Here is a 645-nt window from a genome sequence, read left to right on the forward strand (position 1 = left end):
ACAGCGCCGTGTCTATATGGATAAATGGGCGGCTTATGTCACGGGTCAAACCTAAAATATGGGGTGAATAACCCCATTATCTGTGGATAACTTTAGCTCTCTTGTCTCTCATTCTTTCTCAATAAGATTCATCACGTATTACATCAGAAATTATATGATAAAATATTGTTTTCTATAAATAAAATACCTTCAAAAATGAACCAAAATGTGGTTAATAAATGGTTATGATTTGTTGCCATTTTTTGAGAGTGAAAGGATTTTAGTATGACAGAAAATGATATTCTTTTAACTGACCGTGAAAGTGCAAAATTGCTTCATATGAGTGTTTCAACATTCCGGCGTCATGTTACCAATGGCTCTTTACCAAAACCTTTAAAATTTGGCTTTTTATCGCGTTGGTTACAATCAGATCTTTTGAATGTCATCGAGCAAGCGAAACAACAACGTCAAAGTGACGCAGCATAAAAAGAAAACCTTGTCACATAAGGATGGACAAGGCTTTCTCAAGCTCATCAACCTGGTGCTTTATTTGGTGTAAATTCAAGGCTTTCTCTGCTGAAGCAAGACCTAAGGTTCGCATTCAAGTTGTTCTGAATGTTTTTTACAATAAGGGCTATTTAAGCGTCTCTCAACACTTCGCTGAGG

At 36.3% G+C, this 645-nt stretch carries 1 protein-coding gene; it reads left to right on the forward strand.

Annotated features, from left to right (window positions below; genetic code table 11):
• Window positions 1-264 precede the first annotated feature (264 nt).
• Window positions 265-465 (forward strand): AlpA family transcriptional regulator, encoded by a 201-nt coding sequence (locus ACFIQC_RS10100; RefSeq protein WP_007347209.1) that lies wholly within the window; start codon window positions 265-267, stop codon window positions 463-465.
• Window positions 466-645: the final 180 nt, after the last annotated feature.

The organism is Bartonella sp. AA126HLJHH (assembly GCF_042197425.1).
Classification (GTDB): Bacteria; Pseudomonadota; Alphaproteobacteria; order Rhizobiales; family Rhizobiaceae; genus Bartonella.

Bases quoted from the DNA above. Each gene is read 5' to 3' on its own strand.
- ACFIQC_RS10100 (WP_007347209.1), top strand. From the start codon at position 265: ATGACAGAAAATGATATTCTTTTAACTGACCGTGAAAGTGCAAAATTG.